Annotated in this window: 15 protein-coding genes; 9 read left to right on the top strand and 6 right to left on the bottom strand. The window is 65.7% G+C overall.

The genetic code is table 11. The features are described from left to right. Positions 1–52: 52 nt before the first annotated feature. Positions 53–511 (bottom strand): PaaI family thioesterase, encoded by a 459-nt coding sequence (locus tag BTO02_RS20880; protein WP_075159175.1) that lies wholly within the window; start codon positions 509–511, stop codon positions 53–55. Between the two features lie 394 nt (positions 512–905). On the opposite strand from BTO02_RS20880, the gene BTO02_RS20875 reads away from it, so the two are divergent. Continuing rightward, the gene (locus BTO02_RS20875) at positions 906–1,766 is read left to right on the top strand and encodes an MBL fold metallo-hydrolase (protein WP_075159174.1); all 861 of its coding nucleotides are present in this window, start codon (positions 906–908) and stop codon (positions 1,764–1,766) included. A 47-nt stretch (positions 1,767–1,813) separates the two neighbouring features. Here BTO02_RS20875 and BTO02_RS20870 read toward each other — a convergent pair whose 3' ends face one another. After that, positions 1,814–2,935, bottom strand: a complete 1,122-nt coding sequence (locus BTO02_RS20870) for an AGE family epimerase/isomerase (RefSeq protein WP_075159173.1) — start codon at positions 2,933–2,935, stop codon at positions 1,814–1,816. 144 nt (positions 2,936–3,079) lie between these two features. On the opposite strand from BTO02_RS20870, the gene BTO02_RS20865 reads away from it, so the two are divergent. Beyond that, the gene (locus BTO02_RS20865) at positions 3,080–3,784 is read left to right on the top strand and encodes an MgtC/SapB family protein (RefSeq protein WP_075159172.1); all 705 of its coding nucleotides are present in this window, start codon (positions 3,080–3,082) and stop codon (positions 3,782–3,784) included. A 66-nt stretch (positions 3,785–3,850) separates the two neighbouring features. Here the strand turns inward: BTO02_RS20865 and BTO02_RS20860 are convergent, their stop codons facing one another. Further along, positions 3,851–4,312, bottom strand: a complete 462-nt coding sequence (locus BTO02_RS20860) for a hypothetical protein (RefSeq protein ID WP_156883934.1) — start codon at positions 4,310–4,312, stop codon at positions 3,851–3,853. A 370-nt stretch (positions 4,313–4,682) separates the two neighbouring features. Between BTO02_RS20860 and BTO02_RS20850 the strand changes: the two genes are divergently transcribed. The 6 genes from BTO02_RS20850 (at position 4,683) to BTO02_RS20830 (ending at position 9,107) form a co-directional block, all read left to right on the top strand. Beyond that, a complete protein-coding gene (locus BTO02_RS20850) occupies positions 4,683–5,219 on the top strand; it encodes a YbjN domain-containing protein (protein ID WP_075159169.1) in 537 nt (178 codons plus the stop codon). 137 nt (positions 5,220–5,356) lie between these two features. Next, a complete protein-coding gene (locus BTO02_RS20845) occupies positions 5,357–5,716 on the top strand; it encodes a hypothetical protein (RefSeq protein ID WP_075159168.1) in 360 nt (119 codons plus the stop codon). Between the two features lie 97 nt (positions 5,717–5,813). Further along, positions 5,814–7,235, top strand: a complete 1,422-nt coding sequence (locus tag BTO02_RS20840; protein WP_075159167.1) for a hypothetical protein — start codon at positions 5,814–5,816, stop codon at positions 7,233–7,235. 197 nt (positions 7,236–7,432) lie between these two features. Beyond that, a complete protein-coding gene (locus BTO02_RS34830; RefSeq protein ID WP_198039299.1) occupies positions 7,433–7,591 on the top strand; it encodes a hypothetical protein in 159 nt (52 codons plus the stop codon). Between the two features lie 427 nt (positions 7,592–8,018). Continuing rightward, entirely contained in the window at positions 8,019–8,306 is a 288-nt protein-coding gene (locus tag BTO02_RS20835; protein WP_075159166.1) for a hypothetical protein, read from the top strand. Between the two features lie 186 nt (positions 8,307–8,492). Beyond that, positions 8,493–9,107: a flavin reductase family protein gene (locus BTO02_RS20830; protein ID WP_075159165.1), complete on the top strand. Its 615-nt coding sequence runs from the start codon at positions 8,493–8,495 to the stop codon at positions 9,105–9,107. 16 nt (positions 9,108–9,123) lie between these two features. Here the strand turns inward: BTO02_RS20830 and BTO02_RS20825 are convergent, their stop codons facing one another. From BTO02_RS20825 to BTO02_RS20815, 3 genes are all read right to left on the bottom strand, one after another. Continuing rightward, entirely contained in the window at positions 9,124–11,100 is a 1,977-nt protein-coding gene (locus BTO02_RS20825) for a methyl-accepting chemotaxis protein (RefSeq protein ID WP_075159164.1), read from the bottom strand. Between the two features lie 223 nt (positions 11,101–11,323). Beyond that, complete coding sequence (locus tag BTO02_RS20820; RefSeq protein ID WP_075159163.1) at positions 11,324–13,798, bottom strand: heavy metal translocating P-type ATPase; 2,475 nt, start codon at positions 13,796–13,798, stop codon at positions 11,324–11,326. Between the two features lie 85 nt (positions 13,799–13,883). Next, positions 13,884–14,525: an FMN-binding negative transcriptional regulator gene (locus BTO02_RS20815; RefSeq protein WP_075159162.1), complete on the bottom strand. Its 642-nt coding sequence runs from the start codon at positions 14,523–14,525 to the stop codon at positions 13,884–13,886. Positions 14,526–14,763: 238 nt separating this feature from the next. On the opposite strand from BTO02_RS20815, the gene BTO02_RS20810 reads away from it, so the two are divergent. Continuing rightward, positions 14,764–16,236 carry a DUF1254 domain-containing protein gene (locus BTO02_RS20810; RefSeq protein WP_083615290.1) on the top strand — a complete coding sequence of 491 codons (1,473 nt, stop codon included), beginning with the start codon at positions 14,764–14,766 and terminating at the stop codon, positions 16,234–16,236. The last annotated feature ends 5 nt before the right edge of the window (positions 16,237–16,241 follow it).

Genomic DNA, 16,241 nt, shown 5'->3' with positions numbered 1-16,241 from the left:
CACCCGCGTTGTCGCGCGGGGCAGCGAATTCTGTCGCTCCGCGCGTCCTTCGTCATTCCGCCTGCGGTTCGCCTAGCCCATCCCCCTTGTGGTTGTCCGTCCCGTCGCCGATCCGGTTGATCGTCCCCTGCGCGACCGCGACGAGCCGTTCGCGATCTCCGTCGGTCACGAACACGCTGCACTGGCAGGTCGCCTGATGGCGTCCCGCATACACGACCTGCGCGCGCGCCATCAGAATGCCGTTCACGGCAGGCCGCAGATAGTTGATCTTGTACTCCCCCGTAATCACCCTCGGCCCCAGCGCGAGCGCGCCGGCAAACGTCAGCGCATTGTCCACGAGATAGCTGATCACGCCGCCGTGTACAAACCCGTGCTGCTGCCGCAGTTCGTCGCGGATCGGCAGACATAGCGTCAGCTCGTTGGCGCCGACATACATCAGTTCCGTGCCGAGCAGCGTGCTGAACGGCTGCGCGTGCAATGCGCCGCGCGCGCGGTCCAGAAGATCGGTCATCGTCGGATTCCTTCGGGGCGAGGCCCGCAGTCACGTTCCACCCACTCTAGAAAGCGCAAACGCGCGAAGTCAAGATAATCCGGAAAAAATCGCAATGTAATTATTGTGAAAACGACAGCAATCAAGGCTGGGTCGTTGACTCGCTCGATTTCGCCGATGCATGGAGGCGGGATCGTGCGAAGCTCCGACCGGATCGCCGCGATCGTCGGCGTATTCGACGGCATCGCGTTCCAGACGACCATGCTTGCGTTGAGTGCGGATGGACGAGATGACACATCGGACTCGTCAGCTCAAAGATGCAGTCGCTGCGTTTGCGATTTCCGATTCGGTGCTGGCGGGCCCACATCAGGTCGGTTATCGTGCAGTGTGCTGCCGGTTCAAGCCGAGGTAACCGATGAAACCTGCGATCGAAGCATTCCACGATCCCGTCACGGCAACGATCAGTTACGTGGTCCACGCGGGCCCCGGTTCGCAGTGCGCGATCGTCGATCCGGTGCTCGACTACGACCCGCGCGCGGGGCGCACGTCGACGCATTCGGCGGACCGCATCATCGCGTTCGTGCGCGATACGAAGCTCGAGGTGCAGTGGCTGCTCGAGACGCACGCGCATGCGGATCATCTATCGGCGGCGCCTTATCTGCGCGATCACCTGGGCGGCGCGACCGGCATCGGCGAGCACATCCGGTCGGTGCAGAAGATCTTCGGCCCCGTGTTCAATCTCGAGCCCGAGTTTCTTCCAGACGGCTCGCAGTTCGATCGCCTGTTCGTTGCAGACGAAACCTTCCACGTCGGCGAACTCGAAGCAACCGTGCTGCATGTGCCCGGCCATACGCCCGCCGATGTCGCCTACCGCTTCGACGGCGCGGTGTTCGTCGGCGATACGCTTTTCATGCCGGACGTCGGCACGGCGCGCTGCGATTTCCCCGGCGGCGATGCGCGCATGTTGTACGCGTCGATCCGCCGTCTGCTGAGTCTGCCCGGCGACACGCGGCTCTACATGTGCCACGACTATCCGCCGAACGGACGCGGCGTGTGCTGGCATACGACGGTCGCCGACCAGCGCGAGTGCAATATCCATATGCACGATTCGGTGGAAGAGCGCGCATTCGTCGAGATGCGCAATACGCGCGATGCGACGCTCGGCGCGCCCACGCTGCTGATTCCGTCGATCCAGCTCAATATCCGTGCAGGCGCACTGCCCCCGCCCGAGGCGAACGGCATCCGCTATCTGAAGACGCCGCTCGACGTGCTTTGAGCAGCGGGGGCGGCGCGCGCCCTCGCCGCGCGCGGCGCGGCCGGGCGTTATAGCGCCGCGTAGGCCGTCGCAAGGTGATACGGCGTTGTCGACGGCATGTCGTCGCGCGTCACTTCGCCTGTGGCCGTCCTGCATTCGAACCAGCCTTGTGGACTCACAAAGCGTTCGCTGAAGCGTTCGATCTGCTGCGCAAGCGCGGCGCGCACGCGCGCATCGGGATGCACCGCGAGTGCGCGCAAGTATTCGGATTGTGCCCAGATGCGTTGTGTCGCATCCCTGATGGCCCCGTGTTCGTCGAGCGTCAGCGCCACGCCGCCTGTGGTAGCGTCCACGCCGTGACGCTGCGCAAAAACGAAGGCGCGTGAAAGCGGCGCTTCGAGGCCCGATTGCTCGAGCAACGCGCCCGCTTGCCGCATGAGCCAGAACCATTCGAACTGATGCCCGGGCTCGAGCCAGTTGTCCGCGCTGCCGACCGGCAGTTCGGCGATGCAGCCGGTCGGCGTATGCACGAACGTACGCGCAACCGCGCTGCACAAGCGCTCGAGCGCGGTATCGAAGGCGGCGTCGCCGGTTGCTTGCCGCGCCGCGAGCCAGGCTTCGGTCAAATGCATGAGCGGGTTTTGCAGCGGCGCGCCGGGTACGGTCGAGAAATCGACGCCGAGGGCTGCTCGATAGAGCCCATGCAGATTGTCCTGCGCGGCGTGCGCCCCGGCGCGCACCGCAAACCGATCCTGAATGATCGACGACGTGCGATGCACGATATCGAACGCATCGCGATTGCCCGAACGTGCACCATGCTCGGCGCACGCGAACACGACGAATGCATGCGTGTACAGATCCTTCGTCGTATCGAGCGGCGCGCCTTGTGCGTCGACGCTATAGAACCATCCGCCGTTTTTGCGGTCCTGAAAGTAATGCAGCAACGCTTCGAAAAGCCGTTGGGCGTGATCGGCTTCGCCGGCCTGCGCAAATACGAATAGTTGGCGCGCACAGGCCATCGCGCGGTAACGGACGGCCGGCAGCGGCCGGCGGCCATCGGCGGCCAGCGCTTCGTAAGGCAGATTCAGCGCCTCGTTGAAACCGGCGCCGCGCCAGGCCGGCAGGACCACACGCGCAAAGTGTTCGCGAAGCGAGAGTGCGGTGGCGGGCGTCGAAGCAGATCGGCTCATGTTTCGAATTCAGGTTGAAAATAAGGCACGCTGCTCGCGGGTGGCGCAGGGCCGGCACCGCAGCAGCCGAATAACCCGCTATGGTACGCCGCTCGGGTCGCGGCGGACCGCATCTTGCTTGATCAACAAAAACAAGGGGGCAATATGCCAGGCAATCTTGAACTTATCGCACGGCTCGTGATGGCGGCCGCGCTCGGCAGCGTGATCGGGTTCGAGCGCGAGCGCCTGTCCTGGGCGGCGGGGTTGCGCACCCATATGCTCGTCTGCGTCGGCTCGACGCTGATCATGATCGTGTCGGCGTTCGGCTTCTTCGATGTGCTGCAGAACGAGCACGTCGTGCTCGATCCGTCGCGGGTCGCCGCGCAGGTCGTCTCGGGAATCGGCTTTCTCGGCGCGGGATCGATTCTGTTGCGCGGCGAGATCGTCCGCGGGCTGACCACGGCCGCGAGTCTGTGGTCGGTGGCGGCGATCGGCCTTGCGGTCGGCGGCGGTCTGTACACCGCATCGATCGCGGCGACGATCATCATCCTGGTCATTCTGGCCGGTATCAAGCCGATCGAGCGGCGCTTCATCACCGTGAGACAGCGGCGCCAGATGACGGTGCTCGTCGAACGCGGCACGCTGACGTTTCATTCGCTGCACGATGCGCTCGGCCCGTCGGCCGTACGCGTCAAGCAGTTCGTCGTGCAGCAGTGCGACGACTCGCCCGAACTCGATGAAGTGGTGATCGTACTCAGCCGTGTGTCGCCGCAGGAATACAAGGCGGTGTGCGAGCAGATGCGGCGCTTTCCGGGTGTCAAGGAGTTTCGCGACAACGGCAATGACGCTGTCAATAGCTCGCAGGCGTGATGTCGTGCGCTGCTTTCGAGCTTTGAGTCGTCATTCGAAGCGGGTTTGCCCAGCCTCATGAACGCGCTATGAATGGCCGCCGCGGTGCGTGTCGGCCGATGAACCGGAGTCGGGCGGCCAGCGCGCGGGCGGCCCGGTGTCGCTGGCGGCACGACCCTCGGCGCGCTCTGCGCGATCGGGTGCAAATGTGCCGCGCGAAATCCAGCACCAGATCGGCACTTCGAATGCGAGCCACGCATGCATGCGCAACGACAGCACGCAGAAAGCGGCCGTCGCGCCGAGTCTCCATCGCGGTTGCGCCAGCGAACCGGCGAAGCGCGCCGTATGCCCGCCAGGGCAGCAACGGTAGCGCAGCGCGACACGCACGCGGCTACCGACCGGGCGGCGATGATGCCGCTGGTTCGCGTCGACGATCGCGAGCGCATTGGTCAACGCGACGACCGACATTGCCGAAGGCCAGAAGCAGGGGCAATCGCTGCGCGCGTTGATCAGCAGCAGGATGCCGGCACATGCGCAAAGCGGCAGCATTGAACACCGGTTGCGCGCGCAACCAGGTTCGACCGTCGAGCAATTGCGGCAACTGCAGCACACGCAGGCGCAATTGCAGGCGGACAGGGCTTCGGCCGCGCAGCAGCGCACGCGTGAAGTACGACGAGATCGCGCAGCGGTACGGCGATCAGTTGTATGCGGCCAAATACGATCCGAACGCGCTTCCGGTGCCTGCCGTAGCGGCATCGGGAAACCCGCGTCAGCAGTCGCTGCGGCGAAATAACACAGTCACGAAGGCGTCGCACCATATGCGGTCGGGCATTGCATTCTGCTTCGACTCAGGCGATCGACGTAACCCGTAAATGTAATCAGCCCGTTCACACGATTGATCGAAACAACAGGACACGATATGACGACCGCGGCAAACGCAGTATTGGAGAAGGGAAACGACGAGAGATTCATCGAAGCCGTCGGCGTCGACCAGCTGGCCGATGTGTTCAAGGCGGCGGGCTACCGCGTGACGGCGGCCGAGCAGAATGGGGTCGTGCAGTTGATGAGTGCGAGCCAGGGCGTCGGCTTCGCGGCGCGCTTCGGCAATGCGGCCGCCGAAGCAGGCACGTTCCTCGACTTCACGCTGAGCTGCGCGCTGCAGGTGCAGGGCGAATTGCCGGCGGAGATCGTCGCGAGCTGGAACCGCACGAAGCGCTTTGCGCGACTCTGGGAACAGGCGCCGTTCCTCGTGCTCGAAATGGACGTGGTGGTGGCGGGCGGCGTGAGCGAGCGCAATCTGCGTTCGCTGATCGAGCTGTGGGACCGCCTGATTCGCGAGTTCCTGCTGCATCTGCGCGACCGGCCGGCGACGGCCGCGGGGGAAGGAGCCGCAGGCGTCACCGTTGCCGGCCTCGCGAGCAGCGCGACGGACGCGTCGAAGGCCGACGCGCAATGATCAGGCTGGCAAGCTTGGCGTAGCGGGCGCGCTCGGCGCGGCGCTGCTGGCGTTCGCGCACAGCGTGGGTCGGCACGGGCGCGCATCACGCGAGCATCGAGAAGGCGCCGCAAGCATGGCTTGCCTATGCTCGGCGTGTGTCGGAAACGCTGCAGACGGCGCTTTCGTTTGATACGGAAACCGCGCATCGCTTCAATGATTACTTCAGCAACTGGGTCGACACCGCTGCCGGCACGCTCGCGCCGTCGCAAAAGACGGCCGATGGCGCACCGCTGCCGTTCGATCTGCCGATGCTAAGAGTGCGCGTGTGGCCCGATCGCACAGGCCAGGTCGGGCAGGTCCTCGTGCGTGCAAGGCTCGCGACGACAGCGGTGCTCGCCGAAGCGCATGCGAAGGGCTGGGACAAGCAGCCGCAAGTTACGGCTGATCGCGGTCGGGAAGCAACGCGCAAGCGATGCGCAAAACGCGCGGGAATGACTCTTTTGTACAACGTGTGACCGGGCGACCCGAGACGGCGGGATCGAATCGCTGCGGCTTGTCGTCCATAATAGCGGCGCTCGACCCGATTCTCCCGGGGACACTTTGGAACACAACATGGCCGATCCCGCAGCACCTACGACCTCCCGCCCCGCCCGTTCCGGCTCGAAAGCGCCGCGTACCCCGTCCGCTCCCTCCACCGTCTCGACCGAAACCGAAAACAAGCTTGCACGCGCCGCGCGTTCGGCGCAGCGCCTCGCTGAACTCAGCGACGTGCCCGCCGACGACGGCACGCTTGACCTGTTCCCCGACGATCCCGCGCGCGCGGCGTTGGAGGCGATGAACATCGACGTGCGGCAAGGCACGCTGACCGGGTTCGAATTGCCCGACGAGGTGCTGGCCGCGGTCGAGGCGGCGGCTGCGGACGGCGGCGATGCGGTGGTTGTCGAGGCGCCGGTGGAGACGAAGGCAGTGCGCCGGAGTGCGCGCGCCGCGGCACATGCGCAGGATGCAGTGCGCGATGCGGGACGCGAAGCGGCGGGCGGCGCAGACGAAACGAACGCGCCGCCGCTGCAAGCGCGTGCAGATGAACCGGGCAACGCAACTGTCGCGACTGCCGATACGGCGCGAGCGAAGGCGAACAGTGAAAATGACGGCGGCGGCGCGCGTGAGACGTCCGCGGTCGCGTCTTCGCCGGTCATGCGGCCGAGTATGCGGTCAAGTGCGCAGCCGAGTACGTCGGCGGGTGCGGTCTCGTCCGATGCACTGCCGATGGCGGCGGCATCCACCGCACGCAATGCGACCGCGCTTGATACTGAAACGAAGACGCTTGCCGCGTCGCGTGGCGCCAACTCCTTGCCTCCAAACGACACCACCGACACCACCGACACCGCTGGATCCACCGGATCCACCGGATCCACCACCGAACCGGCCGCCGATGCCACGCGCGCGGCACCACCGCCGAGGCAACCGTACGCGTCTTCGGCGCCTCGCACGCCGTTCGGCGCATCGGGCGTTGCAGGCATCGGCGCCGCTGCGCAACCCTCGCCCTCGCGCGCCACACCCGAACTCGACCACGCACGCGCGGCCGCATTCGCCGATACCGTCGACGCGCTGTACGGCGTGATTGCCGACCAGCGTCGCGCGGCCGCTGAGCATTCGCGCCGGATGAAGCGGATGCTGTCGATCGTCGTCGGTGTGCTGCTCGTGACGGTGGCGATCGGCGTTGCGCAGATGCTGTTGCTCGTGCGCCTCGCGCATGACACGACGGTTCGGCAGCAACGCATCGAACAGACGCTGCTCGGCCAGCAGGCGACCTTCGCAACGCTGCTGCAGACCGAATCGTCTTCCGTGCGTCCGTCCGCGACGCCGGCTGCGACGATCGGCAGCGCAGGAAACGCGGGCAATGCACCAGCCAATCCGGACGTACCGGCAGCGGCCGCCGCGCGTCAGCCCGCCGAGCCCCATTCGCCGGCGAAGACCGCGCACGCGCGCAAACACAAGTCCGCAGCCGCAACGGCAACGACGCATCCGCGCTGATGCCGAAGCGCGGCGGGCGGCGCATAGACCGCCCGCCGGTGCCACCTCTGTTGCGATGATGCAACGCACAAAGCGCTGGGACGCCGGGCCGCGCGGCATTTACAAAAAAATTGTGCGATGCACTAGACGCGATCTAGGGAAAACCCTATACTCGGTCTTAAGGGAAAACCCCAATCAATCAACAGCCGGGAGTCGCCATGAACTTTCTTTTTGCTCTGTACCAAAAGGTCAGCGACCTCTTTGCGTCGCCGCACCTGCCGCTCGATTCGGATTACTCGTTCCAGGCACGCCAACGCGAAGCGGAGCGCCTGCGCCGTGCGCAAGCCACGCTGTTCGGCGTCCGTCTTACCGACTAATCTGGGCGCAAGTCGTATCGCCCATACGCGTAATCCGCGCGAAGTCGTCAAAGCGGAGTAACGAAAGCCCGGTGCAAGCCGGGCTTTTTGTTTTTCCAGTCCTGCGCAGGTAGTCCGCAAACGCGTTGCCGTCAAATTTTCACCTTCGAATCTGCTTTCCCACGCTTTCTTGGACGAAAGGGATGTAACGGTCGCTGACATCGAAGCAAGCACTCTGTCAGTGCAGCCGCAAGCCTCGTCCCGAAATGACAGGCGATTCGCCGATAACGGGGACGTATGGGCCGGCGTTTTGTGAAATGCGCGCTTACAAGTGTTCACGTTTATAAATCGGCGGCGCCGCTAAAGTGGGTCTCAAGCGCGGGGCCAAAGCCGGACGCACTCGCATCCGCGGCCCGCGCCAGCAACAACTCTGAACGGGAGAACGAACATGAAAGCCTTGAACAAGACGTCGCGCACCCTGATTGCCACGCTGCTCGCGGGCGGCGCTTTGCTCGGCGCAACCGGCGCATTTGCGCAAACGGTGGTGTATGGCGAACCGCACATGATGCCGGTTGGCCTGTCGATCAACATCGGCTGGCAGGGCGACGGCCGCTATTGGGACGGCCACCGCTACTGGTCGCACGACGAATGGATGCACCGCCATCCGCACGCACACGATCCGTATCGTCACCGCGACTTCCACAGTCACGACCATGACCACGATCACCACGGTTAATCGGTGCGATGTGAAACGGCTGTGAATGCAGGCCGTGAGTGCAGCGGCGCTTGCCGCTGCATGCGAAGTTGAACCGGCCTGCCGCGCATCATGCGGCAGGCCGGTTTCCTTTACGGGCAACGCGCATCGTGTGTGCGCTATGCTGGGCACTTCGTCCAACGCACACCGGGAATCAGGCAACGCCACATGAACGAAGTTCACTTCTACGATCCGCTCGTCGGCCACGGCTTGCCGCACGATCCGTTCAAAGCGATCGTCGCGCCGCGCGTGATCGGCTGGATTTCGACGCGCGCCGCAAACGGCCGGCTCAATCTCGCGCCATACAGCTTCTTCGGCGCGTTTGCGACGTTTCCGCCGATGATCGGCTTTTGCAGCGAGTCGTATAAGGACAGCATCCGCAATATCGAAGAGACAGGCGAGTTCGTCTGGAACATGACGTCGAAAGCACTCGCCGCGCAGATGAACCAGACTTCGGCGCCGGTGCCGCCGGAAGTCGACGAATTCGAACTCGCGGGCTTGACGCCGGTGCCGGGACGCAATGTATCGGTGCCGCACGTCGGCGAATCGCCCGCAGCACTCGAATGCAAACTGCTGCAGGTCGTGCGGCTGCATTCGCTCGACGGCAAACCGATCGACAACTACCTCGCGATCGGGCAAGTGGTCGGCGTGCACATTCAGAACCAGTATCTGAAGGATGGCCGGTTCGATACGATGGCCGCGCATCCGGTGATGCGCGCCGGATATCGCGCGGATTACGCGGAGATCGGCCCGATGTTCGAGATGTTCCGGCCGACGGCCTGATTGATGCCGGGCTACCTCAGTTCCGCCCGGCTCCACTGACCTTGAACACGCTGACCGCATTGCTCAAACGGTCCGCCTGCTCACGCAATTCCGCAGCCGCACGTTCCGCTTCGACCACCAGCGTCGCGTTCTGCTGCGTCGCTTCGCCGATCTGCGTAACGGCGAGATTGACCTGCTCGATGCCGCCCGACTGTTCGCGCGACGCGACGCTGATTTCACCGATGATCGTCTGCACCTGGCCGACGCGATCGACGATGCCGCGCATCGTCACGCTTGCCTCCTCCGCGATCCGGTAACCGTTATCGACCTGCGCCGTCGATTCGGCGATCAGCGCTTCGATTTCCTTCGCCGCAGCGGCGCTGCGCTGCGCGAGCGCGCGCACTTCCGAGGCGACGACCGCGAAACCCTTGCCGTGCTCGCCAGCGCGCGCGGCTTCGACGGCCGCGTTCAGCGCAAGGATGTTGGTCTGGAACGCGATCCCTTCGATCACAGACGTGATATCGGCGATCTTCTTCGAAGACTGGCTGATCTCGCCCATCGTCGACACGACGCGCTCGACCGCGCGGCCGCCGTCCACCGCCGCGGCCGACGCGTTTGTGACGAGCGTATTGGCCTGCGCCGCATGCCCCGCGTTCTGCTGCACCGTCGAGGTCAACTGTTCCATGCTCGCCGCGGTTTCTTCGAGGCTGCTCGCCTGCGTCGCGACGCGTGCCGCGATATCGCCGCTGCCGGCGGCGATTTTCGCGGTGCCGTCGGTGATGTCCGACGATGCGCCGCGCACCTGCGTCACGATGCGCGCGAGCCCTTCGCCGATACCGTCGATCGCATGCATGAGCCGGCCGATTTCGTCGCGACGGCCGCGGCCCGCGTCGCCCACGCGCACGCTGAGGTCGCCGGCCGCGAAACGTTCGGAGGCCTTGGCCGCTTCTTCGAGCGGATGGCTCACGAGGCGGCGCACGACGATCAGGAAGATCGCCACGAACACCGCGACGAGCACGAAGCCGATCAGCAGGAAGCGGTCGCGCGTCGCGTTGACCTGCGCCATCACTTCGTCGCGTTTCGCAATGCCGCCGAGCAGCCACTGCCATTCGGGCACGGTAATGAACGATGCGTATTTGTCGGACGCACTCGTTTCGCCGAGCGCCGCGTCCTGTGACGTATACGCGATTCGCCCTTCCTTCTCGTCGAGCATCTGACGATACGGCGCGTTGTTGTCGTCGGCCTTCTGGCCGGCCGCGGTCGGATGGACGATGAGCTTGCCGCGATCCGCGCCATGGGACGCGTCGATCACGAAGTAGTAGCCGTTATCGCCGATCTTCAGTTTGCGGATGCCGTCTTCGATCGAATCGATCTGCGCATCGACGCCGACGCCGACAAACAGCGCGCCGATCACGCGGCCGTTCGCATCGAGGATCGGCTTGTACTGCGTGATATAGCGCTTGCCGAACAGCGCGGCGAGCCCCGTGTAGGTCTTGCCCGCGAGAATCGGCGCGTAGGCGGGGCCTTTGCGGTCGAGCAGCGTGCCGATCGCGCGCGAGCCGTCCTGCTTTTTCAGCGACGTCGTCACGCGCACGAAGTCGTCGCCGGTGCGCGCGAATACGGTGGCAATCGCGCCGCTGCGTGCGAGGAAGTCGTCGGGAATCGAGAAGTCGAGATTGAGCGTCTTGTCGCCGGCCTTGAAGACGGGCGTGGCGACACCGTTGATATCCACCTTCTGCGTTTCGTCGAGCGCGAAGTCCGACGGCATGAAGTGTTCGAACAACGACATCGAGCGGCCGACTTCGGCGCCGAGCGCCTTGTCGAACAGCGAAATCGTGTCGGCGATCGAGCGGTCTTTCTCGGCGATGCGGGTGAGCACCTGTTCGTTGATCTGCTCGCCGGCCGAGCGCGTCACGGCCCATGTGAAAGCCGCGAAGATCGACGCCACCAGTGCGCACGACAGCATGGCGAGCCTGGCGCCGACGCTGGCGCGGCGCAAAGAGGGGAATTCCATGTCAGTGCTGGCGGTAACGGGGACGGGACTGCATGCGCAGTTTCGTGTCGCGAGCAGATTGCCCAACGCTTGAAGTTCTCGCGACCTGTCAGGGGTTAACGGCAGCGCGGACGGATTTCTTTAGTCTTTCGAAAGCAAAGTGTAATGACTGGCCGTGCCGTGCCGTGCCGTGCCGTGCCGTGCCGTGCCGTGCCGGTCGCGCAGCGCCGGCGCGGCGGCCCGTTCAGCTGTGCCGCGCGTTCCAGCGGCGCAGCAGCAGCGCATTCGTCACCACGCTGACGCTCGAGAAGGCCATGGCCGCGCCCGCGAGCATCGGATTGAGCAAGCCGAACGCGGCGAGCGGAATGCCGATCAGGTTGTACACGAACGCCCAGAACAGGTTCTGCTGGATCTTGCGCCAGGTGCGGCGCGAGATATCGATCGCGTCGGCGACGAGCGCGGGGTCGCCGCGCATCAGCGTGATGCCGGCCGCATGCATCGCGACGTCGGTGCCGGTCGCCATCGCGATGCCGATGTCGGCGGCGGCGAGCGCCGGCGCATCGTTGATGCCGTCGCCGGCCATCGCGACGACGCCCGCGCTGCGAATCTTCAGATCGTGAATCACGCGCGCCTTGTCGGCGGGCAGCACCTCGGCATGAAACTCGTCGATGCCGAGCGCAGCCGCGACGCTCGCCGCGCTGCCGCGGTTGTCGCCGGTGACGAGCACGCTCTTGATGCCCATTCGCCTGAGGCGCTCGATCGCCGCCCGCGCGGACGGTTTCACGGTGTCGCCGAAGGCGATCAGCGCGAGCACGGCGGGCGCCGTGGCGCCGGGGCCCGTACCTGCTCCGTCATGAGCGCCTGCGCTGCCGCTAGCGATTGGACGAGCGATCAGCCACGACACCGTGTTGCCCGCGTGTTCGAGTTGTTGCGCGCGCAACGCGAGACGCTCGGGCAGCGCGATATCGAGTTCCGCGAGCCAGCGGCCGCTGCCGATCGCGATCGTGCGTCCGTCGATATCGGCTTCGACGCCACGGCCGGGGACCGCACGCGCGGAAAGTGCGGTCGCGGATGCCGTGGCTCCCGCGAGCGCGGCATGAGCGGTACCGGCGTGGGCGTCGGCATCCGCGCCGACGCTCGCAACGGCATGGGCTGCAGCAGTAGCAGTGGCAAGGGCGCCGCCGGATGCCGGCGAATCGGCCTGGACCGTCACGTTCGCGCGCGAACCCCGCTGCGCCTCGAACGCCTTGACCACCGCGCGCGCCAACGGATGGTCGCTATGCCGTTGTACCGCTGCAGCCAGACGCAACGCCTCGTCGCGATCGGTGCCATCGACGGTCTCGAAGGCCGTCACCGACGGCTGCCCGACCGTCAGCGTGCCGGTCTTGTCGAACGCAACGACATTGATCTGATGCGCGGTCTCGAGTGCTTGCGCATCCTTGATCAGCACGCCGTGGCGCGCGGCGACGCCGGTGCCGGCCATGATCGCGGCCGGCGTTGCGAGGCCGAGCGCGCAAGGGCAGGCGATCACGAGCACGGCGACCGCATTGAGAATCGCGGTCTCGACGCCGGCGCCCGCAAACAGCCAGCCCAGCAGCGTGAGTGCGGCGATCGCGAGAATCACGGGCACGAATACGGCACTGACGCGGTCGACGAGGCGCTGGATCGGTGCTTTTTCCGCCTGCGCGGTCTCGACGAGCCGGATGATGCGCGCGAGCGTCGTCTCCGCACCGATTGCCTCGGTGCGCACCGTGATCGCACCTTCGCCGTTGATCGAGCCCGCCGTGACAGCGTCATCGGGTTGCTTCGGCACCGGCATGCTTTCGCCGGTAATCAGCGATTCGTCGATATGGGTGCGGCCTTGCACGATCGCGCCGTCGACGGGAACACGTTCGCCGGGCCGCACCGCGACGATCATGCCGATGCGCACCTGCGCGAGCGGCACCTCGCGCTCGTCGTTGCCGACGACGATCCGCGCCCGGTCCGGCCGCAACGCGTTGAGCGCGCGGATTGCGTCGGTGGTCTGGCGTTTTGCGCGCGCCTCGAGCCACTTGCCGAAGCGCACGAGCGTGATGACGACGGCCGACGCTTCGAAGTAAAGATGCATCGTGTCGCCCGGATGCATCGCGAGCTGATAAAGGCTGACGCCGTACGCGGCCGACGTGCCGAGCGCGACGAGCAGGTCCATATTGCCGGCGCCCGCGCGCACCGCGCGCCATGCGGCGCGATAGAAGCGCGCGCCGAACACGAACTGGACGATCGTCGCGAGCACGAGCTGCACGGCACCCGGCAACATCACGTGGTAGCCGAACGGTTCGGCCGCCATCGGGACGATGAGCGGCAGTGTCAGCAGCGCAGCGACGAGCACCGCGATGAAGTCGCGGCGCGCGCTGTCGCGCGGTTTGGCGGACGCCGCGCTAGCGAGGCCGGCCGTTGAAGCGGCGGCAGCAGCGGATGGTTCGGCCGCGAGCGGCGTCGCATGGTAGCCGGCCTTTTCGACGGCGGCGATCAACTGATCGATGCCAGACGCGCCGTTCAGCTGAACGCTGGCCTTTTCGGTGGCGAGATTCACGGACACGGACGCGACGCCCGGCACTTTCGCGAGCGCTTTTTCGACGCGCATCGCGCACGAGGCGCAGGTCATGCCCTGGATTTCGAGCTCGGTGGCCGGCGCCGTGTGAGACGCGGCCGCAGTGGCTGGCGTGGCAAGGTCGGTCATGATGATGGGGCTCCTGCAGCGGCCGATGGACCGCTCGATAAAACCCAGTATCGACGTTCCAATGATGGGAAGGTCAAGAAATTCTTCACCCCTTCGGCAACGTCCGCTCCATTGCCACCGACACCCCAAGCTGCGCGTCGCTGCCGCGCTCGCGCAGCGCATCGAGCGCTCCCTGCCGGTCGGCCGATTCCTTGTTCTGCCCCAGCTTCCATTTCCCCACTAGCCGCGTCACCTCGATCTCGATCCCGACAATCGCCGCGAGCATCTGCGAAATGAAGTCTTCAGGCGCATCGCCCATCTTCCATGGCGCGGGCTCGCTCGCTTCCATCTTGCGCGTAAGCCGCGCGACCAGTCCGCGCACGAAGCGTTCGTCGTCGCGTACGGCGACGCGGCCATGCGCATGCACGACCATATAGTTGTAGGTCGGCACCTGCCGGTGTGCTGCGTGTTTGCTCGGATACCAGTTCGGCGAGATATACGCGGTCGGTCCCTGGAAAATGACGAGCGCATCGGGCCGTTCGGCCACCTCGCGCCACACCGGATTCGCGCGCGCGACATGCGCGCGCAGCGTGCCGTGCGCACCGCTCGCCGGATCGAACTCGAACGGCAGATGGTTCGCGTCGAGCCCGTGCGGTCCCACCGTGACGAGCGCGCCAAGCGGATTGGCGTCGATCAGCCGGTGCAGCACGTCGGAGCGCTGCTCTTCGAAATGCGCGGGCATGTACATAAGGTCGCTCCCATCATTGAAACGATCCCGCAGAAAAATGCGGAAAAGCGCAAACGTAACGCGAAAATGGCGGCTGTGCCCGTGCTTGTCGCGGATATGCTTGCCTGTATGTCACGGATACGATACAACGCGTCTACATAATCCACAGAATCAGGAAAACGCGGCGGGCGCGCGGCGGGCCGGACCCGGCGACCCGCACGTCCTGACCGACGTAACCTTACGGACGCCTGTTCGTCGAATGACAAAAAATCGCCAAGAACCCGATTCGCTGAATTCGCGGCTCAATGTGCCGCCGCATGTGCTCCCGCCTTTACCTTTTTATTCGCGCTATGCCATTTGCGTTTCGCTGACAGCCGCCGTCTTGCTGGCCGGTTGCAGTTCCTCGCCGATTTCGAAGCCGAAGCCGACCGGCTGGACTCAGGACGAAGTCGCCGACTCCTATGTGTTTGCTTATCCGCTCGTGCTGATGGGCGTCGCGCGCGACGCGGCGGTCGGCACCGGGCCGGGCCAGGCGCCGCTCAACACGCTGCGTCACGCGCAGGCGCTGCCGCCTGTCGGCGCGGCGAACCGGCCGACGCCGAGCGTCGACACGATCGATTCGTCCGCGTGGCTCGACGTGTCCGCGCAGCCGGTCGTCGTGTCGCTGCCCAACTCGCACAACCGCTATGTCGATGCGCGTGCGCTCGACATGTGGACCAACGTGCTGTGGTCCACGACGGCCGAGCAAACCGGCGCGCGCGTCACCGGCATCAAGGCGCAGACCGTCGCGTTCGTGCCGCAAGGGTGGAATGGCGATTTGCCGAAGGGCATGAAGCGCGTCGAGGTGCCGACCCGCTACGTCTGGCTCAACATTCGCGTGCAGTCGAACGGCGGGCGCGACCTCGCCGCGATCCGCAAGCTGCAGCGCGAGATGCGCGTCGCGCCGCTCGACATCTACACGGGCGCCGCCGAACCGGCCGATACGCCGCGCAGCTATCCTGCCGACGATACGCCGGTCACGGGTACGCCCGACGCGCAGGTCGCGGCGCTCGATCCGAAAGGCTTCTTCGATCGCCTCGCGAAATGGCTGCCCGACAACCCGCCGTCGCCGCCTGACGCGCATGCGCTCAGCATCCTCGCCGACTTCGGCGTGAAGCCCGACGAGCCTGTGCAGTTTCCGCCCGGCGCGGACAGCGCACTCGCCGCAGGGCTCGCGGACGGCCGCGCGCGCGTACAGACGGCGCCGACCAATGTGCTGGCCGCGAACGGCTGGAGCTGGTTCGGCGACGGTGTCGGCAACTACGGGCCCGATTACGGACTGCGCGCGTACGCCGCCTACGCGCAGCCCGGCATCGGCACGAAGGAAGACGAGGTACGCGCCACCGCGACCGTCGACAGCGACGGGCACCTGCTCAATGGCGCGAACCGCTACGTCATCCATTTCGCAAGAGGCCAGTGGCCGCCCGTGCGCGGGTTCTGGTCCATCACCGCGTACACGAAGGAAGGTTCGCTCGACGACAGCGACACTGCGCACGTCTCGGTCGGCGATCGCCGCGGCTTGCGTCGCAATCGCGACGGTTCGGTCGACGTGACGGTTTCGTCGACGCGGCGCAAGGGCGCGAACTGGCTGCCCGCGCCGCGCGGAGGCTTCCAGCTGGTCATGAGACTTTATGCGCCAAAACCGCAGGCGAGCGACGGCACCTGGCAGCCGCCGCCGATCGTGCGGCAATAGCGGCG

It is taken from the genome of Paraburkholderia sp. SOS3 (assembly GCF_001922345.1).
In the GTDB taxonomy this organism is placed as follows: Bacteria; Pseudomonadota; Gammaproteobacteria; order Burkholderiales; family Burkholderiaceae; genus Paraburkholderia.
The sequence above is the reverse complement of the archived record's forward strand: the minus strand, read 5'-3'. Positions and strand labels throughout refer to the sequence as shown.